This is a genomic window from Blastococcus sp. SYSU DS0669 (assembly GCF_054050895.1).
Map to the genome: position 1 here is coordinate 77,556 of NZ_JBJHAE010000008.1, position 16,981 is coordinate 94,536.

At 73.4% G+C, this 16,981-nt stretch carries 13 protein-coding genes and 1 tRNA gene; 6 read left to right on the top strand and 8 right to left on the bottom strand.

Translation table 11 applies throughout. The features are described from left to right. The first annotated feature begins 781 nt into the window (after positions 1 to 781). A complete protein-coding gene (locus tag ACI792_RS10925; protein ID WP_456579696.1) occupies positions 782 to 1,213 on the top strand; it encodes a pilus assembly protein TadG-related protein in 432 nt (143 codons plus the stop codon). Positions 1,214 to 1,273: 60 nt separating this feature from the next. Here the strand turns inward: ACI792_RS10925 and ACI792_RS10930 are convergent. Beyond that, a tRNA-Tyr gene (locus ACI792_RS10930) sits at positions 1,274 to 1,355 on the bottom strand. A 105-nt stretch (positions 1,356 to 1,460) separates the two neighbouring features. Between ACI792_RS10930 and ACI792_RS10935 the strand changes: the two genes are divergently transcribed. Then, a complete protein-coding gene (locus ACI792_RS10935) occupies positions 1,461 to 1,952 on the top strand; it encodes a YajQ family cyclic di-GMP-binding protein (protein WP_456579697.1) in 492 nt (163 codons plus the stop codon). 130 nt (positions 1,953 to 2,082) lie between these two features. Next, a complete protein-coding gene (gene pstS, locus ACI792_RS10940; RefSeq protein WP_456602593.1) occupies positions 2,083 to 3,183 on the top strand; it encodes a phosphate ABC transporter substrate-binding protein PstS in 1,101 nt (366 codons plus the stop codon). A gap of 13 nt (positions 3,184 to 3,196) precedes the next feature. On the opposite strand, the gene htpX is transcribed toward pstS, so the two are convergent. Next, entirely contained in the window at positions 3,197 to 4,066 is an 870-nt protein-coding gene (htpX, locus tag ACI792_RS10945; RefSeq protein WP_456579699.1) for a zinc metalloprotease HtpX, read from the bottom strand. 214 nt (positions 4,067 to 4,280) lie between these two features. Here htpX and ACI792_RS10950 point away from each other — a divergent pair, with 214 nt between their 5' ends. Both ACI792_RS10950 and ACI792_RS10955 read left to right on the top strand, forming a co-directional pair. Beyond that, the gene (locus ACI792_RS10950; protein ID WP_456602594.1) at positions 4,281 to 6,251 is read left to right on the top strand and encodes a 2-oxoacid:acceptor oxidoreductase subunit alpha; all 1,971 of its coding nucleotides are present in this window, start codon (positions 4,281 to 4,283) and stop codon (positions 6,249 to 6,251) included. Further along, on the top strand, positions 6,248 to 7,339 hold the full coding sequence (locus ACI792_RS10955; protein WP_456602595.1) for a 2-oxoacid:ferredoxin oxidoreductase subunit beta: 1,092 nt from the start codon (positions 6,248 to 6,250) through the stop codon (positions 7,337 to 7,339). The genes ACI792_RS10950 and ACI792_RS10955 overlap by 4 nt, the downstream gene beginning before the upstream one ends. Positions 7,340 to 7,485: 146 nt before the next feature. On the opposite strand, the gene pdxR is transcribed toward ACI792_RS10955, so the two are convergent. Continuing rightward, positions 7,486 to 8,862, bottom strand: coding sequence for a MocR-like pyridoxine biosynthesis transcription factor PdxR (gene pdxR, locus ACI792_RS10960; RefSeq protein ID WP_456602596.1), 1,377 nt, complete (start codon positions 8,860 to 8,862; stop codon positions 7,486 to 7,488). 90 nt (positions 8,863 to 8,952) lie between these two features. Here pdxR and ACI792_RS10965 point away from each other — a divergent pair, with 90 nt between their 5' ends. Further along, positions 8,953 to 9,639: a pyridoxamine 5'-phosphate oxidase family protein gene (locus tag ACI792_RS10965; protein WP_456602597.1), complete on the top strand. Its 687-nt coding sequence runs from the start codon at positions 8,953 to 8,955 to the stop codon at positions 9,637 to 9,639. Here ACI792_RS10965 and ACI792_RS10970 read toward each other — a convergent pair. From ACI792_RS10970 to nuoL, 5 genes are read right to left on the bottom strand one after another with little or no spacing between them, the layout of a single operon-like run. Continuing rightward, positions 9,623 to 10,825, bottom strand: coding sequence for a PQQ-dependent sugar dehydrogenase (locus tag ACI792_RS10970; RefSeq protein WP_456602598.1), 1,203 nt, complete (start codon positions 10,823 to 10,825; stop codon positions 9,623 to 9,625). The genes ACI792_RS10965 and ACI792_RS10970 overlap by 17 nt on opposite strands. A 10-nt stretch (positions 10,826 to 10,835) precedes the next feature. Beyond that, positions 10,836 to 11,891, bottom strand: a complete 1,056-nt coding sequence (locus ACI792_RS10975) for a polyprenyl synthetase family protein (RefSeq protein ID WP_456602599.1) — start codon at positions 11,889 to 11,891, stop codon at positions 10,836 to 10,838. Beyond that, positions 11,891 to 13,429, bottom strand: coding sequence for an NADH-quinone oxidoreductase subunit NuoN (gene nuoN, locus ACI792_RS10980; protein ID WP_456602600.1), 1,539 nt, complete (start codon positions 13,427 to 13,429; stop codon positions 11,891 to 11,893). The genes ACI792_RS10975 and nuoN overlap by 1 nt, the downstream gene beginning before the upstream one ends. Further along, complete coding sequence (locus tag ACI792_RS10985; protein ID WP_456602601.1) at positions 13,426 to 15,009, bottom strand: NADH-quinone oxidoreductase subunit M; 1,584 nt, start codon at positions 15,007 to 15,009, stop codon at positions 13,426 to 13,428. Before ACI792_RS10985 ends, nuoN begins: the two co-directional genes overlap by 4 nt. 34 nt (positions 15,010 to 15,043) lie before the next feature. Beyond that, complete coding sequence (gene nuoL / locus ACI792_RS10990; RefSeq protein WP_456602602.1) at positions 15,044 to 16,951, bottom strand: NADH-quinone oxidoreductase subunit L; 1,908 nt, start codon at positions 16,949 to 16,951, stop codon at positions 15,044 to 15,046. Between the last annotated feature and the right edge of the window lie 30 nt (positions 16,952 to 16,981).

Sequence of the window (16,981 nt, forward strand, 5' to 3'; positions counted from 1 at the left end):
GCGCCGCAATGGCCAGCGCGAGTCCTGTGGCGACCCAGGGGCTGCGGACGGTACGCGAGCGACTACGCTCGCTGACCTCCTGCTCAGCCACGTGCACGGCACTCTCCCCGGTCGTTGGGCGGGCGAAAGGCTAGCAGCGGTGTCGATCACCGCCACCCTCTCCGCACGCGGGAGAGGGACCCGCTCGCCGAGGTGATCGGCAAGTGCTGCCCCGAACATGAGGAGGGGGCAGCCGCCCCGGAGGGGACGACTGCCCCTTCTGGACCAGGGGGGCGGCCCGATCAGGCCTGGCGACCCCAGCGGACGCCACGACCCCAACGCACACCCCGACCCCAGCGGACTCCGCGGGCCGAGCTGTCCTCACGCTGCATGCTGCTGTTCATGGCGCCTCCCTCGTGGCACGACAAAATGGCTGAATGCGGCAGCCATCCACGCGCGGGGGCAGAGCGTCGTCGAATACGGACCGCGCGGGCGACACTCCTTCCCGTCACGGGTCGCCACAAGCATCAGGGTCACGACACGCCGCTGGCGACGCCGAGTCGTAACCGTGCGCCACATTGATCACACGACGGGTGACCCACTTCACCGGCGGGGGGCGGCCCACGGCCCTCGACGCCGGCGGCGCGATCGGTCCCCGGACCGCCGAGCGGTGATCCACGCACCCGCGCCGTCCACAGGAACCGCCGGGTGCCACGAGGACGGGTGAACCGTCGTCCACAGTGTCCACAGATCGTGTCCACAGGTCGTGGACAACCGCGGGTCGGTGCTTACGCTGCCGCGCGTGCACCCCGACCAGGACGACCGCGAGCGCGGGTCGACGCTCCCGTTCGTCCTGGTGTGCTGGCTGGTCGCCGCGCTGATGGCCGTCGGGGCGATCGCGGCGTCCGACGCCTTCCTCGAGCAGCAGGAGGTGCAGTCGGTCTGCGACAGCGCCGCCCTCGCCGCGGCGAACCGGGCCGACGAGGCGGTGCTCTACGCGCAGGGGGTGGGCACCGAGCTCCCGCTCAGCCGCGCCGCCGCCCAGGCCGCGGTGGCCGACCAGCTGGCCGACGGCGACCTCGCGCTGGACAGCTGGGCGGCCGAGACCGACGGGGCCGAGGTGACCGTGCGGTGCACCCGGTACGTGGACATCGCGTTCGGCTGGCTGTTCCTGGCCGGGCAGCAGCTCGAGCGGACCGCCGTCTCCAGTGCGCGGGCACCGACGGCGCCCTGATCCGGCCCCGGGACGGCGACGGGCCCCCGACCGGGTGGTCGGGGGCCGTCGTACCGGGCGTGGCGGGTGAAGGATTCGAACCTTCGTAGGCTAAGCCGACGGATTTACAGTCCGCTCCCATTGGCCACTCGGGCAACCCGCCCCGATTGGTACGCGGGAGAGACTACAAGACGAGGGCCCCGGCACGTGACGGGTCCCCACCGACGGGCCGCCGTGGCGGCCTCGTCCCGCACGGAGAGGAAACGACATGGCCGACGCATCCTTCGACGTCGTGAGCAAGGTCGACCGCCAGGAGGTCGACAACGCCCTCAACCAGGCGGGCAAGGAGCTCTCGCAGCGCTTCGACTTCCGCGGCACCAACGCGACCATCGCGTGGGCCGGCGAGGACGGCGTCACGCTCCAGGCCGACACCGAGGAGCGCGTCGCCGCGGCGCTGGAGGTGTTCAAGGAGAAGCTGATCAAGCGCAACATCTCGCTCAAGGTGCTGGACGCCGGCGAGCCCCAGGCCTCGGGGAAGAGCTACAAGATCGGCGCGAAGATCAAGCAGGGCATCGAGTCCGACACCGCCAAGAAGATCGCGAAGATCATCCGGGACGAGGGGCCCAAGGGCGTCCAGGCGCAGATCCAGGGCGACCAGCTGCGGGTGAGCGGCAAGAAGCGCGACGACCTGCAGGCCGTCCAGCAGCTGCTGCGCGGCAAGGACCTCGACGTCGCCCTGCAGTTCGACAACTACCGCTGAGCCCCCGCCTGGGCCGACGCCGGAGGCCGGGCGCGCGACACCGGACGGCGGGCACGGCTGCGGTGCACCGGGCCGTACCCTCGTGGGTCGGTGTCCGTCCGGGACGCCCGACGACCCGTGGAAGGCCGGAGTGACTACCCGCAGACGCATCGCCGCCCTGGGTGGCGCGGTGGCCATCGGTGGCTTCGTCGTCTTCGCGGCGAACTACGTCCCGCCCAACGAGCGCGCCAGGGTGGACGAGGGGGCAGAGCTGCTCAGCGGCTCCCTCGTCGGGGCCGGCTCCAGCGCCCAGCAGGCGGCCATGCAGGGCTGGGCGGCCGGCTTCAGCGCCGTCCAGCCCCGGCTGGACGTCAGCTACGACCCCATCGGCTCCGGCGGCGGTCGCGAGCAGTTCCTCGCAGGTGGGACCGACTTCGCCGGCTCGGACGCCGCGTTGGACGCCGACGAGCTCGCGCAGGCCGCCGAGCGCTGCGGCCCCTCCGGCGTCTTCGAGCTGCCGAACTACATCTCCCCCATCGCCGTCGTCTACAACGTCGACGGCGTCGACGAGCTCAACCTCTCCCCGGGGACCCTCGCCGGGATCTTCGACCAGCGGATCACCCGCTGGAACGACCCGGCGATCGCCGCCGACAACCCCGGGACCGCGCTGCCCGACCTGGCGATCGCCCCGGTGAACCGCGCGGACGAGTCGGGCACCACCGAGAACTTCACCGAGTACCTGGCCGAGGCGGCGGACGGCGGGTGGCCGCACGAGCCCGACGGCAGCTGGCCGGTGCCCGGCGGCGAGGCGGCCCAGGGGAACTCCGGGGTCGTGGCCGCCGTCCGCGGTGGGCAGGGCACCATCGGTTACGCCGACCTGAGCCAGGCCGGCGACCTCGGCGTCGCGAACATCGGCGTGGGTGGGGAGTTCGTCGCCCCGTCGGCCGAGGCCGCCGCGGCCGTCGTGGAGAACTCCCCGCGCCTCGAGGGCCGCGGTGAGCACGACGTCGTCATCGAGCTGAACAGGGACACCACCGGGTCCGGCGAGTACCCCATCGTGCTGGTCAGCTACCACATCGGCTGCATGGAGTACGACGACCCGGAGGTCGCCGAGCGGCTCCGGGCTTTCATGACCTACGTGGTCAGCCCCGAGGGGCAGCGAGCCGCCGCCGAGGTCGCCGGGTCGGCCCCCATCTCCGACGGCCTCCGGGAGCAGGCGCTGGACGCGATCGACGCGGTCCGCCCGATCTGAGACCCGGCGCGCGTCAGCGCTGGCCGAGCTCGCGCCCCATCTGCTCCAGGCGGGCGATCCGCTGGGCCATCGGCGGGTGGCTGGCGAAGAGCGAGGCCATGCCCTGACCCCGGAACGGGTTGGCGATCATCAGGTGGCTCTGGGTGACCAGCCGCTCCTCCTGCGGCAGCGGGCGGGCCGCCGTCCCCCGCTCGATCACCCGCAGCGCATCGGCGAGCGCCAGCGGGTCCTGCGACAGCTGGGCACCCGAGGCGTCGGCCTGGAACTCGCGGCTGCGGCTGACCGCCATCTGCACCATCCCGGCGGCGAGCGGGCCGAGCAGCATGAGCAGCAGCCCGCCGATCATGTTGCCGCCGCCCCGGTCGGCGTCGGAGCGGCCGCCGAACAGCGACGCGAACATCGCCATGTGCGCCAGGTAGGTGATCACCGTGGCCATGGCGCCGGCGACCGAGCTGATCAGGATGTCCCGGTTGTAGACGTGGGAGAGCTCGTGGGCGAGCACCCCGCGCAGCTGCCGCCGGTCGAGCAGCTCGAGGATGCCCTGGGTGACGCAGACGGCCGCGTTGCGCGGGTTGCGCCCGGTGGCGAACGCGTTCGGCTGGTTCGTCGGGCTGACGTAGAGGCGGGGCATGGGCTGGCGCGCGTCGGTCGCGAGCTCGCGCACGATCGCGTACAGCTGCGGGGCCTGGGTCTCGGTGACCGGGAAGGCCCGCATCGCGCGCAGCGCCAGCTTGTCGGAGTTGAAGTAGGCGTAGCCGTTGACCGCGAGCGCGACGAACAGCGCGATGAGCAGACCCCCGCGCCCGCCGATGAGCGCCCCGGCCATGAGGATCAGCCCGCCCATCAGACCCAGCAGGAGGGCGGTCTTCAGTCCGTTGGTCATGCGTTGCACGCCTCGTCCAACGCCGTCCCCGCACCCCCCGTTCCCGGCGGGCCGGCCGCCGCTCCCCCGCTCGGGTGCCCCGTGGAATGCCCGGGACGCCACTGCCGTTGCCCCCTGTGGACGCGGTGACATCCTCGCCGCTGCGGAGTGTCCGGTTGCACAACCCGGGCGCGTACACACGCACGTAACCTCGCCCGGTGGAGGTAGACCGCTGATGACTGGCACCAACCCGACCGTCGCGCCGTCGGACCCGCACGGCGCCCCGGCCACCCCGGTGTCCGGCTCCGCGCCCGGTGGGCTCGTGAAGAGCGTCGTGGAGCTCGACCGCGTCGTGATCCGGCTGGCCGGTGACTCCGGCGACGGCATGCAGCTGACGGGCAACCGCTTCACCAGCGAGACGGCGTCGTTCGGCAACGACCTCAAGACGCTGCCGAACTTCCCCGCCGAGATCCGCGCGCCGACGGGGACCCTGCCGGGCGTCAGCTCCTTCCAGCTGCAGTTCGCCGACCACGACGTCATGACGCCGGGCGACGCCCCGGACGTGCTCGTGGCGATGAACCCGGCCGCGCTCAAGGCCAACCTCGCCGAGCTCCCCGGCGGCGGTCTGCTCATCCTCGACTCCGACGAGTTCACCCCGCGCAACCTGGCGAAGGTCGGCTACGCGACCAACCCGCTCGAGGACGGCTCGCTCGAGGGGTGGCAGACGGTCAGCGTGCCGCTGACGTCGATGACGCTGGACGCGCTCGCCGACTCCGGGCTGGGGAAGAAGGAGGCCGAGCGCAGCAAGAACATGTTCACCCTCGGCCTGCTCTCGTGGATGTACCACCGGCCCACCGAGGGCACGATCCGCTTCCTCGAGCGCCAGTTCCGCCGCAAGCCGGAGATCGCCGCGGCCAACATCGCCGCCTTCCGCGCCGGCTACAACTACGGCGACACCACCGAGGCCTTCGCCGTCTCCTACGAGATCAAGCCCGCCCCGATGAAGCCCGGGCGCTACCGCAACATCTCGGGCAACCAGGCGCTGGCCCTCGGGCTCGTGGCCGCCGGGCAGCGCTCCGGCCTGCCGGTCTTCCTGGGCGCGTACCCGATCACCCCGGCGTCGGACATCCTCCACGAGCTGTCCCGCCACAAGGCCTTCGGCGTGCGCACCTTCCAGGCCGAGGACGAGATCGCCGGCATCGGCGCGGCGCTCGGCGCCTCCTTCGGCGGCGCGCTCGGCATCACGACGACGTCGGGCCCGGGCGTGGCGCTCAAGGCCGAGACGATCGGGCTGGCGGTCATGACCGAGCTGCCCCTGGTCATCGTCGACGTGCAGCGCGGTGGCCCCTCCACCGGGCTGCCGACGAAGACCGAGCAGTCGGACCTGCTGCAGGCGATGTTCGGCCGCAACGGCGAGGCGCCGGTGCCGGTCATCGCCCCACGCTCCCCCGGTGACTGCTTCGACGCCGCCGTCGAGGCGGCGCGGATCGCGCTGACCTACCGGACGCCGGTCATGCTGCTGTCGGACGGGTACCTGGCCAACGGCGCCGAGCCGTGGCAGATCCCCGATGCCGACTCGCTGCCCGACCTGACGCCGGCGGTCGCGTTCGCCACCGAGCCCAACGGCGAGGACGGCGAGTTCCTCCCCTACCTGCGCGATCCCGAGACCCTGGCCCGCGCCTGGGCGATCCCGGGCACCGCGGGGATGCAGCACCGGATCGGCGGGCTGGAGAAGGCCGACCGGACCGGGAACATCTCCTACGACCCGGCCAACCACGACTTCATGACCCGCACCCGGCAGGCCAAGATCGACGGCATCGCCGCCTCGATCCCGGCCACCGACGTCGATGACCCAGACGGCGACGCGCGCGTCGCCGTCATCGGGTGGGGCTCCACCTACGGCCCCATCGGCGCCGCCGCACGCCGGATCCGGAGCTCGGGCCGCAAGGTGGCCCAGATCCACCTGCGCCACATCAACCCGTTCCCCGCCGACCTCGGCGAGGTCCTGGCCCGGTACGACCGGGTCATCTGCCCGGAGATGAACCTCGGGCAGCTGGCGCTGCTGCTCCGCGCGAAGTACCTGGTGGACGTGCAGAGCCACACCCAGGTGCGCGGGCTGCCGTTCCGGGCCGCCGAGCTCGCCGCGGTCATCCAGGACGCCATCGACACCGTGACCCCCGCAGCTGTGAACGGAGCACCCCAGTGACCGCCGTCGAACTCGGCATGCCGGACGCGCCGACCCCGATCGACGCCGCCATCGCCCGCTCGCTCGAGCAGCACGGTCCCAAGCAGACCGAGCTCAAGGGCAAGGACTTCAAGACCGACCAGGAGGTGCGCTGGTGCCCCGGGTGCGGTGACTACGTCATCCTCAACGCGGTCCAGAGCTTCCTGCCCAGCCTCGGCATCGCCCGCGAGGACATGGTCATCGTCTCGGGCATCGGCTGCTCGAGCCGCTTCCCGTACTACATGAACACCTACGGGATGCACTCGATCCACGGCCGCGCCCCGGCGATCGCCACGGGCCTGGCCGCCTCGCGCCCCGACCTGTCGGTGTGGGTCGTCACCGGTGACGGCGACGCGCTCTCCATCGGCGGCAACCACCTGATCCACGCGCTGCGGCGGAACGTCAACATGACGATCCTGCTGTTCAACAACCGGATCTACGGCCTCACCAAGGGCCAGTACTCGCCCACCTCCGAGGTCGGCAAGGTCACCAAGTCCACGCCGATGGGCTCGCTGGACCACCCGTTCAACCCGGTGTCCCTGGCGATCGGCGCCGACGCGACCTTCGTCGGCCGGGCGATGGACTCCGACCGGAAGGGGCTCACCGAGGTGCTGCGGCAGGCCGCCGAGCACCAGGGCACCGCGCTGGTGGAGATCTACCAGAACTGCAACATCTTCAACGACGGCGCGTTCGACCTGCTCAAGGACCCGTCCACCGGCCCGATGTGGACGATCCCGCTGGAGCACGGCAAGCCGCTGGTGTTCGGCCCGGACGGCGCCTCGTGCGTGGTCCGCGACGACTTCGGCGGGCTGCGGATCGCCGAGACCAACCAGGTCGACGCGAGCGAGATCGTCGTGCACGACGCGAACCGGGAGGACCCGTCCTACGCGTTCGCGCTGTCGCGGCTCTCCTCTCAGGACCTCCGCTACACCCCGATGGGCGTCTTCCGGTCGGTCCGGAAGCCCTCGTACGAGGCGATGATGGCCGAGCAGCTGCACGAGGCCCGGCTGCAGGGCCCGGGCGACCTCGACGCCCTCCTCGCCGGCGGCGACACCTGGGAAGTGCAATGACCCGGTCGTCCTCCGGACGACACCGCCATGACACTGCCGTCCTCCGGACGGCACCGCGACCACCTGCCGTCCCCCGGTGAGCTGAGCCGCTGCGTCGCGCCTGCGCGAAGGCCCTCCGGGCCCTCACTCGGCACGACAGATCGCGGTCACCTCCCGTGCGACGCCGCCAAGACGTCCCCCAGCACGGTCAGCGCGCCGCGCAGCTCCTCCCGGGTCGGAGCGGCGAACCCGACGACCAGGCCGGCGCGCCGGTCGCCCGCGCCGACGGTGTGGCGGGCCAGGCCGTCGACCGCCACACCCCGCGCCGCGGCCGCGCTCCGGACCATGTCCTCCACGGCGGGGGCGGGCAGCGGCACGAGGACGTGCGCCCCCGCCGCGTCGCCCTCGGCCCGGCAGCCGGCGGCAGCCACCACCGCGCGCACCTCGCCGGCCCGGGCGACGAGCTCGCGCCGCAGGCGCCGTAGGTGCCGGGCGAGATCCCCTGAGGCCGCGAACGCCGCGAACACCCGCTGCCCGGCCCGCGCCGGCCGGGTGCCCGTGGCGGTCCGGCGGGCCAGCAGGGCCGCGCGCAGCGGCTCGGGGGCCACCACCCACCCCACGCCGAGCGTCGGGCTGAGGATCTTGCTCGTGGTGCCCAGGTGGACGACGACGTCCGGCCCCAGCGCGCCCAGCAGCGGCAGCGGCGCGACGTCGTAGCGCAGCTCCCCGTCGTAGTCGTCCTCCAGCACCCACCACCCCTCGGCGCGGGCCCGGGCCACCAGCGCCAGCCGTCGGGCGGCCGTCATCCGGCGGCCGAGCGGGTACTGGTGGGCCGGCGTGCAGTAGACGGCGGACACCCCGGACGGGATCGCCTCCACGACCAGGCCGTCGCCGTCGACCGGGACCGGGACGACCTCGACCCCGGCCTCCCGCAGCGCGCCGCCCACCCGCTGGTAGCCCGGGTCCTCGACCGCCACGCGGCTGCCCGGAGGGAGGACGCGGGCGACCTCCCCGACCGCCGCGGAGGTGCCCGCCGTGGCGAGCACCTCCTCCGGGCCGGCGCCCAGGCCGCGGTGCCGCAGCAGGTGCCCGGCCACCGCCGACCGGAAGTTCGGGTCCCCGGCGGCGTCGGGGCGGGCATCGGGAGCACCGTCACCGGCTGCCCGCCAGGCACGTCGCCAGGCCGCGCGGTCGAGCACCTCCAGGCACGGAGAGCCGGCGCGCAGGTCGACCAGCGCCGCGGTGTCCGGTCGCCGGGCGGCCGGGGCGGGAGCCGACGGCGGGGCCGTCGTCACCGCGCCGTGGACGTAGGTGCCCGCCCCCCGGCGGCCGCCGAGCCACCCCTCGGCGAGCAGCTGGTCGTAGGCGGCGACGGTCACGGTGCGGCTCACCCCCAGCGCCGCGGCGAAGGCCCGCGTGGAAGGCAACCGGTCGCCGGGGCGCAGGGTGCCGTCGGCGGCCGCGACGCGCAGCGCCTCGGCCAGCTGCACCGACAGCGGCCTCCCTGAGGAGCGGTCGAGCAGCACCGGCGGGACGTCGATCACGCCGCTCCTGACAGGAGGAGAAGTGGACTGCCGGAAATCTAGCGGATTGGCCGTTCCGGGGATCCACCTGCACCGGCCAGGATCGGTGCCGTGGACACCGACGCGCCCCTCTCGCCCACCGACCGCAGCACCGTGCGCCGGGGTGCGACGCGCGCCCGCACCGACCGGGCCGACCTCCACGCCGTGCTGGACGCCGGGCTGATCGGCCACCTCGGCGTGCAGCTCGGGGACGCCCCCGTCGTGCTGCCCACCGGCTACGGGCGGCACGGCGACACCCTCTACCTGCACGGTTCGACCGGGGCGGCCACGCTGCGGTCGGCGGCGACGGGGGCGCCGGTCTGCTTCACGGTCACCCACCTGGACGGCATCGTCTACGCGCGCTCGGCCTTCCACCACTCGGTCAACTACCGCTGCGCGGTCGTGCACGGGCGGGCCCGCCTGGTCACCGACCCCGACGAGCGCCTGCTCGCGCTGGAGGTGCTCACCGAGCACCTGGCGCCCGGGTCGTGGGCGGCCACCCGCCGCCCCGACCGCAAGGAGCTGGCCGCCACCGCGGTGCTGGCCCTGGACCTCGCCGAGGCCAGCGTGAAGATCCGCACCGGCCCACCCGGGGACGACGAGCGCGACATCGAGGGCGCGGAGGTAGCCGACCCGGTGTGGGCCGGCGTCCTGCCCCTGGTGACCGTGCCGGGCGAGCCGCAACCGTGCCCGCTGCTGCCCGCCGGGACCGCCGTCCCGCCGCGGGTGGGCGGCCGGGTCCTCAGCCCTGCGGGGTGACGCGGAGCAGCTGGTCGCGGTCGTCGCCGTTGTCGGTGGTCACGTACAGCGCGCCGTCGGTGCCCAGCTCGACGGTGCGGATCCGCCCGTAGGCGCCGTCGAGCTCGGGCAGCCGGAACTGCTCGACCAGGGACCCCGACTCGTCGAGCCGGAGGGCGAGGACGTGCTGCCCGCGCAGCGCGCCCAGCACGAGCAGCCCGTCGTAGTCGCCCCACTGCTCGCCGTCGAGGAAGGTGCCGTCGCTGGGCGCGATCGGCGGGGCGCCGGAGTCCCAGACCGCCGGCAGGGCCCCCTCGATCTCCGGGTCGGTCATCGGGACGCTCTCGTCGTAGCCGCCGTCGCCCACGGGGTCCCAGCCGTAGTTGCCGCCCGGCCGCAGCAGGTTGACCTCGTCGTTGCGGTCGGGGCCGTGCTCCACCGAGTAGGTCTGGTCCACGCCGGGCCGGACGGCGAGGCCCTGCACGTTGCGGTGCCCGTAGGTCCAGATCAGGTCTTCGGCGCCGTCGTCGGGCGCCACGAACGGGTTGTCGGGCAGCGCCTCTCCGGTCTCCGGATCGGCGCGGAGGACCTTGCCGGCCAGCGAGCCGAGGTCCTGCGGGGTGGTGCCGACGGCGTTGTCGCCGGTGCCGACGAGCAGCGCGCCGTCCGGGCCGAACGCCAGCCGGCAGCCGCCGTGGCGCCCGGAGCGCTCGTTGACCGGGATCCCGCCGATGAGCGGGTCGTCGACGCGCGTCGCCGCGCTCCAGTCCTCGGCCGCGGCCCAGGCGATCACCTCGATCGAGGAACCGCCGCCGCCGGTCACTCCCTGGCAGGTGTAGAACCGCCGGTCCTCCGCGAAGCCCGGGTCCAGCGCCAGCCCCATGAGGCCGGTCTCCCCCACCGCGAACAGGTCGCCGAAGTCGGCGCGCACCTCCTGCACGGTGCCGTCCGGCAGCACCGCGGTGAGGCCGCCGGCACGCTCGTCGACCAGGAGCGTGCCGTCCTCGGTCTGCACGACGTCCCACGGGTGGTCCAGCCCGTCGGCCACGACCTCGACCCGCAGGGACGGGGCGCCGACGGGCGCCTCGGTCGTCGGCGGCGTGGAGACCGAGCCGGCGTCCTCCTCCGACCCACCCGAGCAGGCGGCCAGGAGGAGGGCGGCCCCCACGCACGGCCCCGCCGCGAGCCGGCGAGCGGAGGGCGGCATGGGGGTCCTCTCAGCTGGTGCGCGTGACCACGTAGTCGCAGAGGGCCGAGAGCGCGTCGCGCACGTCGCCCTCGGGCACCCCGGCCAGCCGGGCGCGCGCCCGGTCGGCGTACTCGCGGAGCACGCCGGTGGCGCGGGCCAGCGAGCGGGAGGACCGCAGCAGCGCGAGCGCCTCGGCGTGCCGGGCGTCGTCGGTGACCGGGCCGGCCACGAGCTCGCGCAGCCGGGTCTCCGCGGGGTCGTCGCCGGCCAGCGCGAACAGCACCGGCAGGGTCGCGATCCCCTCGCGGAGGTCGGTTCCCGGCGACTTCCCCGAGACGCCGTCGGTGCTGACGATGTCGATCAGGTCGTCGGAGATCTGGAAGGCGACGCCGACCTCCTCGCCGAACTCGGTGAGCGCCTCGACGAGGGCGGCGTCCACCCCGGCGAAGGAGGCGCCGAAGCGGGCCGACGTCGCGACCAGCGACCCGGTCTTGTCGGCGAGCACCTGCAGGTAGTGGGCGATCGGGTCGTCGCCCGGCTGCGCGCCGACCGTCTCCTTGATCTGCCCGGTGACGAGCCGCTCGAAGGTCCGCGCCTGGATCCGGACGGCCTCTGGCCCCAGGTCGGCGAGGATGTCGGAGGCCCGGGCGAAGAGCAGGTCGCCGGTGAGGATGGCGATGCTGTTGCTCCACCGGCTGTTGGCGCTGGGCGCCCCCCGGCGCACGGCGGCCTCGTCCATGACGTCGTCGTGGTAGAGCGTCGCCAGGTGGGTGAGCTCGCAGACCACGGCGCCCTGCGTCACCTCCGGGGCGGAGGCATCCCCCAGCTGCGCGGCCAGGAGCGCCAGCATCGGCCGGAACCGCTTGCCGCCGGCGGCCATCAGGTGACCGGCGGCCTCCCGCACGAACGGGTGCTCGCTGCCGACCGCGACGGCCAGCTCGGTCTCCACCCGGGCCAGCCCCTCCGCGAGCGCATCCCCGAGGTCGCCCTCGGGCAGCCAGGGGCCGATGGTCGACGCCGGGGTGGAGATCCGGTGCCAGACCTCGGGGGGAGTGCCGTCGACTGCGGCACGGGCTCCGGTCATCAACCGACGAATCTAGCCGCCTGCTGCGCGACGTCGAGCACCGCCCCGGGGAGGATGCCGAGCGCGAGGGTCGCCGTCGCTGTCACCGCCAGGACCAGGGTGGTGGGTACGCCGGGCACGCCCACGGTGGGCCCGTCGGCGACCGGCTCGGAGAAGTACATGAGCACGATGACCCTCAGGTAGAAGAACGCGGCCACGGCGCTGGCCAGCAGCGCCACCAGGGCCAGCGGCCAGGCGCCCTGCTCGATCGCCGCGCGGAAGACGGCGAACTTGCCGGTGAAGCCCGCGGTGAGCGGGATCCCCGCGAGCGCCAGCAGGAACAGCGTCATCACCGCTGCGGTGAGCGGCGAGCGCGCGCCCAGCCCCGCCCACTGCGACAGGTGGCTGGCCTCCCCGTCGCCGTCCCGCACCAGGGTGAGGACGGCGAAGGCGCCGAGCGTGGTGATCCCGTAGGCGAGCAGGTAGAACATCGTCGCCGCGAGCCCCGAGCCGGTCTCCCCCGGCCCGAGGCCGATGACGCCGGTGAGCAGGAAGCCGGCGTGCGCCACCGACGAGTAGGCGAGCATGCGCTTGAGGTCGGTCTGGGTCAGCCCGAGCACCGCGCCCACGACCATGGAGGCGATCGCCGCGGCGTAGATCAGCGGCCGCCAGGTCCACTCCGCGGTGCCGAAGGCGACGTAGAGCAGGCGCAGGATCGCCCCGAAGGCCGCGACCTTGGTGCAGGCGGCCATGAAGGCGGTGACCGGGGTCGGCGCGCCCTGGTAGACGTCGGGCGTCCAGGTGTGGAACGGCGCCACGCTGGCCTTGAAGAGCAGCCCGACGATCAGCAGCGCCAGGCCCAGGACCAGCAGCACTCCGCCGCCGTCGGCGCTGACCGCCTCGCGGACCTCGCTGAGCCGGACGCTCCCGGTGGCCCCGTAGACGAGCGCCAGGCCGTAGAGGAAGAACGCCGAGGCGAAGGCGCCCAGGAGGAAGTACTTGACCGCCGCCTCCTGGGAGAGCAGCCGGCGCCGCCGGGCCAGCCCGCTGATCAGGTACAGCGGGAGGCTGAGCACCTCCAGCGCCACGAACATGACCAGCAGGTCGTTGGCCGCGACGAACAGCATCATGCCGCCGATCGCGAAGGTGGCCAGCGGGTAGACCTCGGTCTGCACGCGGGGCACGGTCGCCAGCTGGCGGTCGCGCGGGCTGCCGGCCGGGACCGCGGCGCTCACCACGAACGCCGACCGCGCCGGGTCCAGCGACCGCTCGGCGAAGAGCAGGATCGACAGCGCCCCCAGCCCCGCGATCGTCGCCTGCAGGAACAGCGCCGCGCCGTCGACGGCGAGCGCGCCGACGGCGGTCACCTCCCGGGTGCCCGCGAGCAGCAGCGTCGCGACGAGCGCCCCCACGGTGCCGGCCAGCGCCAGGCCCACCTGCACGGGGTGCCGGAGCCCCCGCGGCACGAAGGCCTCCACCAGGATGCCGGCGCACGCGGCGCCGAACACGACCAGCAGGGGGGAGAGCGCCCCCCACGACAGGTCGGGTGCCTCGATCATCGGTCGATACCTCCGGAGGCGCCCAGGTCGTCGAGGGTGGCGACGACGGCCGGTTCGATCAGGTCGATCAGCGGCTGCGGGTAGAAGCCCAGCGCGATGATCAGCACCACCAGCGGGGCGACGACGGCCAGCTCACGACGGCCGAGGTCCGAGACCCGCAGGGTGCTCCGCGGAGCGGTGAGCACGGCGGTGGCTCCCCCGCCGGCCGGCGCCGGCTGCGCCGGGTCCTCCTGCAGCAGCACGCCGCGGGGCGGCCCGTGCATGGTGCGCTGGTACATCAGCAGGACGTACAGGGCGGCCAGGATGATGCCCAGCGTCGCCAGCACCGTGAACACCGGCCGCTCGGGGAACGAGCCGATCAGCACGAGGAACTCGCTGACGAAGCTGTTGGTGCCCGGCAGCGCCAGCGAGGCGAGCCCCGCCACGAGGAACGCCCCCGCCAGCAGCGGTGCCTTCGCCGCCACCCCGCCGTAGTCGGCGATCCGGCGGGAGCCCCCGCGGGCGATGAGCATGCCGACCACGAGGAACAGCAGGCCGGTCGCCAGGCCGTGGTTGACCATGTACAGCACCGCGCCGGTGCCCGCCTCGGTCGTGAAGGCGAAGATGCCGAGCGCGATGAACCCGAAGTGCGAGATGGAGGTGTAGGAGACCAGCCGCTTCATGTCGCTCTGCCCCATCGCCAGCAGCGCGGCGTAGAGGATGCCGACCACCGCCAGCACCAGCACGAACGGCGCGAAGTACCGCGAGGCGTCGGGGAACAGCGGCAGGCAGTAGCGCAGGAAGCCGAAGGTCCCCACCTTGTCCAGGACGCCGACCAGCAGCACCGCACCGCCGACGGGGGCCTCGGCACCGGAGTCCGGCAGCCAGGTGTGGAACGGCACCAGCGGGGCCTTGATCGCGAAGGCGATGAAGAAGCCCAGGAACAGCAGGCGCTGGACGTCCGGGTCGATCTCGAGCTGCCGCAGCGTGTCGAAGGCGAAGGTGCCCTCGCCGAGCGCGCCGGCGCTGACCACGTAGAGACCGATGACCGAGGCGAGCATCACCAGCCCGCCCACCAGGCTGTAGACGAAGAACTTGACCGCCGCGTACTGCCGGCGCGGCCCGCCGAAGCTGCCGATCAGGAAGTACATCGGCACGAGCATCGCCTCGAAGAAGACGTAGAACAGCAGCACGTCGGTGGCGACGAAGACGCCCACCATCATCGCCTCGAGCAGCAGCAGCCAGGCGAAGAAGACCCGCGCGGGGCGGGGCCCGGCGTCGGCCTCGTGCCAGGAGGCCGCGACCACCAGCGGCACCAGGACGCCGACCAGCAGCACCATCACCAGCGCGATGCCGTCGACGCCGAGGGCGAACTCGGAGCCGAAGTCGGGGATCCAGGAGACCGACGTCGTGAGCTGGAACCGCGCCCCGCCGACGTCGAAGGCCAGCGTCGTCAGCACGGCGAGCAGCAGCACCACGAGGCTCACCGCGAGGGTCACCTGCTTGGCCAGCAGGTCGCGCCCGCGCGGCAGGCCGGCCACCGCCGCGGCTCCGACGGCCGGCACGGCGATCATCGCCAGCAGCCAGGGGAAGTCGCTCACCGCAGCACGTCCTCTCCGAAGTACCCGTCGGCGTTCATCCCGCCGTCACCGCCAGCAGGGCCCCCGCGACGACCACCGCGCCGCCGAGCATGCCGAGGGCGTAGGTCCGCACGAAGCCGGTCTGCGCCCGGCCCAGCCGCGACGACGAGCCGCCCAGCCCGGCGGCCAGGCCGTTGACCGCGCCGTCGACGCCGCGGTTGTCCACCCACACCAGCGCGCGGGTGAGCCACTGGCCGGGGCGCATGAAGAGCGACTCGTTCACGGCGTCGGCGTAGAGGGCGTTTCGGGCGGCCCGGGTGACCGGTGAGACCCGCACCGGGGCGGTGACCGGGACCTCGCGGCGGCCGACGAAGAGCCAGGCGGCCAGCACGCCGAGCAGCATCACGACGGTGACGACCAGGCCGATCACCGCGGGGGCGACGACGTGCTCGGCCTCCGCCGGCTCGCCGTACACCGGCTCCAGCCAACCCGAGAGCGGGAACACCGACACCAGCAGCGCGCCGGAGGCGACCGAGCCCACGGCGAGCACGACCATCGGCGCGGTCATCACCGTCGGCGCCTCGTGCGGGTGGACGCCCTCCTCCCACCGCGCGCGGCCGAAGAAGGTCATGAGCATCAGCCGGGTCATGTAGAACGCGGTGAGCCCGGCGCCGAGCACGGCCACCCCGCCGAGCACCCAGCCCCAGACGTCGCCGCGGTCCAGGGCGGCCTCGATGATCGCGTCCTTGGTGAAGTACCCCGACAGGAACGGGAAGCCGATCAGCGCCAGGTAGCCCAGCCCGAAGGTGGCGAAGGTGATCGGCAGCTTGTTCCACAGCGCCCCGAACCGGCGCATGTCCACCGAGTCGTTCATCGCGTGCATGACCGAGCCCGCGCCCAGGAAGAGCCCGGCCTTGAAGAAGCCGTGGGCGAGCAGGTGCGCGAGGCCCGCCACGTAGCCGGCCGGGCCGAGCCCGACGGCCAGGAACATGTAGCCGATCTGGCTGACCGTCGAGTACGCGAGCACCTTCTTGATGTCGTCGTAGGCGCACCCGGCTATCGCCCCGATCAGCAGGGTCAGCGCCCCGACGGCCAGCACCACCGCGCGGGCGGTCGGCGTCAGGTCGTAGATCGGCGCCGAGCGGGCGATCAGGTAGACCCCGGCGGTGACCATCGTCGCCGCGTGGATCAGCGCCGAGACCGGCGTCGGGCCCTCCATGGCGTCGGGGAGCCACGCCTGCAGCGGGAACTGACCCGACTTGCCGCAGGCCCCCAGCAGCAGGAGCAGCCCGATCGCCGTGATCGTCCCCCCGGCGAGGGTGCCCACCGAGCCGAAGACGCCGTCGTAGGACGTCGTCCCGAGCTGGGCGAACATCACGAAGATCGCCAGGGCCAGGCCGACGTCACCGACCCGGTTCATGATGAAGGCCTTCTTCGCGGCGGTGGCCGCCGCCGGGCGGGTGTACCAGAAGGCGATGAGGAGGTAGGACGCCAGGCCCACGCCCTCCCACCCGACGTAGAGCAGCACGTACCCGTTGCCGAGCACGAGCAGCAGCATCGCCGCCACGAACAGGTTGAGGTAGGCGAAGAATCGCCGTCGCCCCGGGTCGTGGGCCATGTAGCCGATCGAGTAGACGTGGATCAGCGAGCCGACGCCGGTGATCAGCAGGACGAAGACCGCCGACAGCGGGTCGTAGAGCAGCCCGGCGGTGACGTCGAGCTCACCGGTGGCGATGAAGGTGAACAGCTCGACGTCGGCCGGCGCCCCGTCCTGACCGGCGAGCTGCACCGTGCAGAGGACCGCGAGCAGGAAGGCGACGCCGACCGTCGCCGTCCCCAGCAGGTGGCCCCAGCGGTCGGTGCGGCGACCGCCCAGCAGCAGCACCGCGGCGCCGGCCAGCGGCAGCGCGATCAGCAACCACGACCAGCCCAGCAGCCCGTCGGCGGGCAGTGCGTCACTCATGAGTGGGCCTCAGACACAGGTGTCCCCGTC